At 70.6% G+C, this 7,004-nt stretch carries 7 protein-coding genes; all 7 read right to left on the minus strand.

Features of this window, described 5'->3' with window-relative positions; all coding sequences use genetic code 11:
• The coding region (locus ACNFOC_RS48300) for a zinc ribbon domain-containing protein (RefSeq protein WP_521986864.1) at positions 1 to 498 on the minus strand (498 nt) is incomplete at its 3' end.
• Entirely contained in the window at positions 495 to 1,061 is a 567-nt protein-coding gene (locus ACNFOC_RS48305; RefSeq protein WP_416965360.1) for a phage tail protein, read from the minus strand. The genes ACNFOC_RS48300 and ACNFOC_RS48305, both read right to left, overlap by 4 nt.
• Before the next feature lie 76 nt (positions 1,062 to 1,137).
• Positions 1,138 to 3,096, minus strand: a complete 1,959-nt coding sequence (locus tag ACNFOC_RS48310) for a putative baseplate assembly protein (RefSeq protein WP_416965361.1) — start codon at positions 3,094 to 3,096, stop codon at positions 1,138 to 1,140.
• Positions 3,097 to 3,099: 3 nt separating this feature from the next.
• Positions 3,100 to 3,543 carry a gp25 family contractile injection system sheath assembly initiator gene (locus ACNFOC_RS48315; protein ID WP_019062855.1) on the minus strand — a complete coding sequence of 148 codons (444 nt, stop codon included), beginning with the start codon at positions 3,541 to 3,543 and terminating at the stop codon, positions 3,100 to 3,102.
• 85 nt (positions 3,544 to 3,628) lie between these two features.
• Positions 3,629 to 5,536, minus strand: coding sequence for a VgrG-related protein (locus ACNFOC_RS48320; protein ID WP_416965362.1), 1,908 nt, complete (start codon positions 5,534 to 5,536; stop codon positions 3,629 to 3,631).
• A complete protein-coding gene (locus tag ACNFOC_RS48325) occupies positions 5,536 to 6,258 on the minus strand; it encodes a CIS tube protein (protein WP_416965363.1) in 723 nt (240 codons plus the stop codon). Before ACNFOC_RS48325 ends, ACNFOC_RS48320 begins: the two co-directional genes overlap by 1 nt.
• A gap of 31 nt (positions 6,259 to 6,289) precedes the next feature.
• The gene (locus ACNFOC_RS48330) at positions 6,290 to 6,712 is read right to left on the minus strand and encodes a phage tail protein (RefSeq protein WP_200691099.1); all 423 of its coding nucleotides are present in this window, start codon (positions 6,710 to 6,712) and stop codon (positions 6,290 to 6,292) included.
• Between the last annotated feature and the right edge of the window lie 292 nt (positions 6,713 to 7,004).

Consider the following 7,004-nt stretch of genomic DNA (forward strand, 5'->3'; position numbering starts at 1 on the left):
GTACGGCGCGTCGGGCGCGGGTGCCGGGTCTGTGGCCCGGTGGGCCCCGAGGGGGGTCGTGGCGGAACCCGAGGGGTGAGGCGTCGTGGCGTGGGGAGTCGTGGAGCCCCCGGACGCGTCGCCGCTCGCCGGTTCCTGGCGGGCGCCCGCGCCGACCGGGTCGTACGAGCCGCCGGCGGCCAGGGCGTCCAGGCGCAGGGACAGGGCGTCGAGTCGCGCGGCGGGGTCGTCGTCTGAGGACGAACTCCCTTGTGCGGGCCGCTGGTTGTCGCCCTGGGCGTTCGTGCTCGGCGTGTCCCGGCGCGACCCCGCGCTGTCGGGCTGGGAGAAGGCGTCCCAGCCCGGGTCGCCACTGGCGCTCTCGCCGCGTTCGGCCGGGGCCCCGGTGCGGGCGCCCGCGCGGTCGGTCCAGCTCAGGACGGCACCGCAGGCGTCGCAGAACGACTGGCCCGGTTCCGCGCGGGTTCCGCATTCGGCGCAGCTCTGGGTGGTCGTCATCTCTCGGGGTTCCTTTCGGGGAGCACGGCGGCGGTCACCTGGACCGTGTACGGCATGTGGGCGGGGCGGGCGGCCGCCACGAGGGCGTCGAGGCGGTGGGTGTCCAGGGTGGTCGGCGCGGGCAGCCGCAGGTGGACGTGGAGCCGGGGGCCGCGTTCGCCGGGGACCGGGCCGAGCGGGCGGGCGTTCCAGTCGGCGGCGCCGCTCTCGGTGATCTCCGGTTCGGCACCGAAGGCGAGCCGCACGGCCTCGGCCAGACCGCGCCGGGTACCGCGGATGCGGTGCAGGTACGTGGCAGCCGCCACGGCGGCCCGCAGCCGCTCCTCCGGTTCGCTGCCGTCGGTCTCGGCACCGACCCAACTCCCCAGCCACTGCACGAAATCCAGCGGTGCGAGCGACGGCCTGAAGTACGTGTCGAGGCAGTCCAGCACACTCAGGATCGGCGCTACGACCTCGTCGAGCCCGGCGACGAAACGCTGGGCGAGGTCGTCGTCGGCGAACACGGCGGGCAGCATCGCGCCGATCGGCGCGGACGAGCCGAGCCCGTCAACTGATCCTCTCAACGCGCGCCTCCCTGCCTGGAGTTGGCGATACTCAGGCCAGCGATATTCACGCTGGTGATATTCACGCTGGTGATGTTCACGCGCCGTCCCCGATCACGCGGACGCGGTGGTCGAAGGAGAACACCAGTGACGGCCGCTCCAGGTCGATGCGGTCGGTCGGGTCGCCGCGCTTGCCGGTGAGCGGGTCGGCGGGGTGCAGGACGACCTCGTCGACCAACTCGACGCCGGGCACGCGCTGGAGCACCGCGAATACCTCCCCGGACTGCACGGGACGCCCGAACGGCCAGCCCTTTCCGTCCGATCCGCCGGTGAGCGGGTCGAGGTGGCGGTAGAGGGCGTCGTGGGCCTGGCGGCGCACCCGGTCGGTGTCGACGCCCCGGAAAGCGTGGACCGTGGCGACCACGGTGACGCCCTGATAGAAGGGCGGGCCGACCGCCAACCGGGTCCCGATCAGCCGCCGTTCGTCGAGATGCCGGGTGATGCGGTCCAACAGGGCGTCTCCGGGGACCAGTTGCTCGAAGCGGAGCCGACCACCCGGGTCGGGTACGGCCTGCGGGACCACCAACACCCGTACGGCGTAGGCCCCGTGCTCCTCCTCGTCGCCCTCCAGGCAGGTGATGCGGGCGGTCTCGGGGGCGGCCCGGCGGGAGAGTTCCTCGTAGTCCCGGAGGGTCACCGCCCGTTCCTGGGCGCGCAAGGTGATCGGCGCGCGGGTCTTGGCCTCCTGGACCGTCTCGCCGTCCACTCCCCCGCGCGCGGCCTCGCGGTTGGCGACTTCGGAGACGTACGGGATGGAGCTGCGCAGGATCTGTACCGCGCCGCGTGCCACGTTGCCGGCCCGGCCGCCGCCGGTGCGGTAGCGGCGGGCGCGGATCACCGCGCCCTTGGGGGCGACCATGCCGTACTGGCGCAGGGAGCCGTCGGGTTCGCGGACGGCGGGTCCGAAGGCGAGTTCGCCGGTGGCCGCGTCGAGGGTGATGTGGCGGTCGTCGGGGCCGGAGGCGGCGAAGTGCGGGACGACCTGCCAGTCCGTCCAGCCGTCGTGCTCGGCGGTCTGGAGGAGCAGGGGCGTGGCGTCGCCGACGACCGGTGTGTGGGAGAGCCGCAGCCGCTGTCCGGGCAGGCCGGTGGACTCGCCGAGCGCCTCGTCGTAGACGGTGTCGGCGTGGACGACGGTGGTGGTGCCGCCGATGGTGAAGGCCTCGGCGGAGCGGACGGTCGGCGAGGTGGTGTAGAAGGGCTGGTCGGAGTGGGGTTCGGTGACGCGGCAGCGCAGCCAGCCGGCTTCCTGGCCGCCGTTGCGGGACAGCGTGTGGCCGCCGGGTACGTGCAGGATGACGGCGCCGGGGCGGTTGAGGCCGCCGGTGCCGTCGCGGTCCACTTCGCAGGGCTGCCAGCCGTCGGCGGTCCACGCCTCCCACACCAGGGGCGGCTGGCGCGGGTCGACGCCGACTCCGTCGACGCGGCTGTCGAGTTCGAGGGCGAGGGCGCAGTGCGGGACGGCGGCGGTCAGCCCGAACAGCATCGAGTCGCCGGGGTCGGGCGACTCGGCGAAGCACATCACATGGTTGCCCTCGGCCAGGTCGTGGGTCCGGTCGACGACCTGCTTGCCCCGGTGCTGCACGACCAGATGCCGCAACGCGCTTGGAACTACGGCGAGTTCGCGCTCGGTGGCGAAGACCACCGCCTCCTCGCCCTCCGTGCGCATCGTCGCCACCTCGGTGCCGAGCGGCACCTGCACCGCTTCCTCCTGGGGCGCCGACAGCCAGAACGTGACGTCGGTGCGGGCCGCGGACGGCGGGAAGAGGGTGATGCCGACCAGGTCGAGGAAGGCCAAGTGGTTCTTGTCCGGTACCCGGTTGAGGCGGTAGACGATCTGGTCGGCCATGTGCGCGACCGTCTCGACGAGGGTGACGCCGGGGTCGGAGACGTTGTGGTCGGTCCACTCCGGGGCGCGCTGCTGGATGTAGCGCTTGGCGTCGTCGACGAACTGCTGGAAGCGGCGGTCGTCGAGGTTCGGGGAGGGCAGGGCCATCGGTCAGTTGTCGCTTTCAGCAGCCGTGCCGGGCGTACCGGAGGTGTCCGGCTCGTCGTGGGACGGGATGACGTAGAAGGGGAAGACGAGGCTGCGCGGGTTGTTGGTGCCGCGGATCGAGTAGCGGACGTCGATGTACAGCACGCTCTGCTCGGTGCCCGCGGTGACCTCGACGTCGTCGACCTCGATGCGCGGCTCCCAGCGGTCGAGGCTGACGTGCACCTCGTGCTGGATCCGGCCCGCGGTCTGCTCGTTGACCGGCGCGAACACCAGGTCGTGGATCGCGCAGCCGAAGTCGGGCCGCATCGGGCGCTCGCCCGGCGCGGTGGACAGGACGAGCCGGATCGCCTCCTCGACCTCGCGCTCCCCGCTGACCAGCGCGATGCCGCCGGTCGGCCCGATGCGCAGCGGGAACGACCATCCGGACCCGACGAACTGTTCGGCCATCAGACAACACCCGCCCGTTCCCTGCCCGTTGGGCCGCTCATGCACTTGCCCGTTGGGCCGCTCATGCACTTGCCTGTCGGGCCGCTCATGCCGGAATCACCATCGGGACAAGGCCGTTGAGGGTCACTACGCCCATGATCGGCACGGTGACGGCCCGAATGCCCACGGTGCCGATGGAGTTGACCTGCACGCTCCCGCCCGCGGTGAGCATCGCGTTGCCGAGCGCCTTCATGTTGAGGGCGCCCATCGCGTCCAACGTGATCGCTCCGGTGGTCGACTTGACGTTGACCAGCCCGCGCCCCTCGATGTTCAGCGGTCCGCCGCTCTTGATCGTGAGACTGCGCCGGGCGCTGAGGGTGAGGCTGGTACCGGCCTCGACCGACACCGAGCGGCTGCCCTTGATGGTGACGCTGCCCTTGCTGTCCACGACGATCTCGGTGTTCGTGCGGTCCAGGGTGATGGTCAACTGCTTGTCCCCGGAGGCCAGTCGGACCCCTTGCTTGCGGCCGCCGGTCTTCTGGCTGAGCAGGTCCATCCGGTTGCCGTCCCGGTCGGAGACGGTGTGCCGGCTCGCCTTCTTCCGTACGGCGTCGTGCAGCGGCACATCACCGACGACGGTCGGCTTGTCCTTGCCGTTGTAGAGCCCGCCGATCACGAACGGATGGTCAAGTGCCCCTCGGTCGAAGGCGACCAGCACTTCGTCATTGACGTCCATGGGGAAGATCCCGCCTCCACCGAGCCCGCCCCACTGCACGGTCCGCGTCCAGTCACTCACGTACGTGTCGTCCAGCCACGGGAACTGCAACCGCACCCGCCCCTGCTTGAGCGGGTCGTTGACATCCGTGACCAGGGCGTTGGCGACACCCGGCAGCCGGGGCGCGGTCTCCGAGCCGCCCGAGGCGAGCCCGTACAGCGAACGCCACTGCCGTCCGCTGACCGTCACCCAGGTCTCGTAGTGCTTGCCGTCGCCGAAGACGTGTCGTACGGAGGTGGCCGTGTACTTGCCCTCGAAGGGCGGGCCCACGTCCGCGAGCGCGACCGGAACTCCCGGGCGCAGCTTGGGATTTCCGCGCGCGACGACCTCCAGCTCGGCGAAGGAGGACGTCACGTCGTCGGCGAGGGCGGCGGCGGCGAACTTCACCTCGGTCTGTTTGTCGTAGGGCGTGCCCGTCTCGACCAGCTTGGCCGTCTTGAACTTCCCGGCCGCCGCGCCCGGGGTGGTGCCGATACTGATGGACGGATTCGAGGCCCCGGGCGAGGTGGCGGTGAGCTTCTTCTTCGTGGTGACGTCCCAGCCGCGCGCCTCGACCGTGCCGACCTGGTCGGCGGCGGTCACGGCGGCCCGCAGCCGCAGGATGTCGTGCCCGGCCTGGAGCACGAACGGGCTCTTGTCGCCGTCGGTCTCAGGGGACGGCGCACCGGACGACGGTTTCGGCTCCACGAACTGGAACTTGCCGTCCGCGTCGACCGACATGACCATCTCGTTCTCGTCCGCGAGCCGGGCCAGGAAGTCCCAATCGGTCACGTTGGACTGGGAGATGAACTCGTACACGGTCCGCGTCGAGGTGATCTTCCCGATCGGCACCCCGTCCTGGGCGGCCAGCTTGCGGGCGATGTCGGACGCGCTCTGGTTGCGGTAGGCGGCGACCCGGCGCTGCCGCAGCAGCCGGTGCCCGAAGTCGTAGCCGCGTACGACCGTGAAGGTGCCGGTGCCGTCGTAGTCGGCCTCAAGTCCCGTGACCTCACCGGTCAGCAGCGGATCGGAGGCACCCTGCCCGTCGGCGACCGGCGCGATGACCACCTTCGTACCGAAGGTGACACCGAGCTTGCCGAGGATCAGGCGGTACGGGTCCCGGAAGGTGAGCCGGAACGCGGCCGGGACGCCGACGCCCTGGTCGACGTAACTGTCGACGAGGTAACGGGCGTACTCCGAAGGAATCTTGGCGCCGCCGATCTTCACCTCGACGACGTTCGAGAACGCGGACTTCACCATCAGGAACGCACCTCCTCGGCGGCGGGCAGCACGAGTTCGACACCGTTCGCGAGCCGCGTCGGGTCGTCGATCCCGTTGGCCTCGGCGATCGCCCGCCACGCAGCGGAGTCGCCGTACTCCCGCCAGGCCAGCGACTGCAACGAGTCCCCTGCTACGACCCGGTGGACGCGCTGCGCGGTGAGCGCGCCCGAAGTCGGGTTCTGGCCCTTGGTGTTGCTCGGTATCTCGTGCAGTTGGAGCCGGCAGGTGGCGCGGATGGGCACGCCGGTGGTCCCGAAGAGCGAGTAGGCGGCCTCGACGGAGGAGACGTAGGAGGTGAACCGGGCGGTGGAGAAGGACCCCCACTGGAACACGACCCAGGGTGGTGAAGGCTGCTTCGCGGCAATGGACTTGGTGGTCACGTCGCAACAGGCGAGGAGCGACTCGACCTTCTTCAGCACGGAGTTGCTGGTCGGCTCGTCGGAGGAGTCGAGGAAGATCTCCACGCCCATCTCACGCGGCTGCGAACCCATGAACTCCGGGAGGGAACCGTCCCGTTCGATCTGCGCGGGGGTCGTCTTCCACTGGGCGCGACGGGTGAGTGACAGTTGCGCCGGGTTGAAGTCGAAGGCGAAGGTCTTGATGAGCCCACCGGGGGTGGTGCTCCCCCCTACCGGCGGCTCATGAATGGCGAGACTGGCCCGGACAAGGCTCTTGCCGGCGCCCCTGCTGGTGGTGGCCATGGTCTTCCTCTCCCCTCCTCCGCCGTCCCGCTCAGTCCGTGAATCCGTGGTGCGCGATCTCCAGGACCTCGGTGGCGACCGCCGGTCCCGCCGGGTCGAGGGAGGGGCCCTGCCAGCTCACCGGCAGTACGTCGATCAGCCCCCAGTGCGCGACCTCCGAACCGTCCGCGCGCAGCGCCGCGATCTGGCCGGTGGGGCGCTTGATCCCGGTCTGCACGGAGGAGATCCACTTGGCGACCTTCGCGGTGTCCGGGGTGAGCGGGCGGGTCAGCCGGATGGTGGAGAAGGTGACACGGGTGGGGAGTTGCCAGACGAAGCCGTTGTTGCCGCCCTCCTGCCGGTGCTCGATCTCCACCGTCGACGACAGCCCGTCGCACCCGTTGAAGTAGCCGAGGCTCTCGCCGTCGATGCTGAGGGTGAACCAGATGGTGGAGCCCGGGTCGAGGCGGGACATCGGGGGTGGGCCTTTCTGTCGTTGCGCTGCGTTGCCTGGAGATGCGGTGCGGTGCGGTGCGGCTGGGCGGTGCGGTGCCGTTCCTGTCAGTGGCGGGGGTCTCGGAGCTTGCCGATCCGTTCGCGGTCCAGGCGTAGTTCCGTGCGGATCAGGCGGGTGATGCGGCCGATGATCCGGTGCACGAGTTCGTCGAGCTGGAAGTCGGTGAGGTCTCGGGGGTCGAACTGGCCTGCGGCGTGTCGTCAAGACCATGATCGAGCGGGTCAACTGCACCCGCCTGGACTGCGTGATG

The sequence above is a fragment of the Streptomyces colwelliae genome (genome assembly GCF_048158785.1).
In the GTDB taxonomy this organism is placed as follows: Bacteria; Actinomycetota; Actinomycetes; order Streptomycetales; family Streptomycetaceae; genus Streptomyces.

What these genes read in the sequence shown, in the direction of transcription:
- ACNFOC_RS48330 (WP_200691099.1), bottom strand. Translation starts at nt 6,712, where the DNA reads ATGTCCCGCCTCGACCCGGGCTCCACCATCTGGTTCACCCTCAGCATC.
- ACNFOC_RS48325 (WP_416965363.1), bottom strand. Translation starts at nt 6,258, where the DNA reads ATGGCCACCACCAGCAGGGGCGCCGGCAAGAGCCTTGTCCGGGCCAGT.
- ACNFOC_RS48315 (WP_019062855.1), bottom strand. Translation starts at nt 3,543, where the DNA reads ATGGCCGAACAGTTCGTCGGGTCCGGATGGTCGTTCCCGCTGCGCATC.
- ACNFOC_RS48310 (WP_416965361.1), bottom strand. Translation starts at nt 3,096, where the DNA reads ATGGCCCTGCCCTCCCCGAACCTCGACGACCGCCGCTTCCAGCAGTTC.
- ACNFOC_RS48320 (WP_416965362.1), bottom strand. Translation starts at nt 5,536, where the DNA reads ATGGTGAAGTCCGCGTTCTCGAACGTCGTCGAGGTGAAGATCGGCGGC.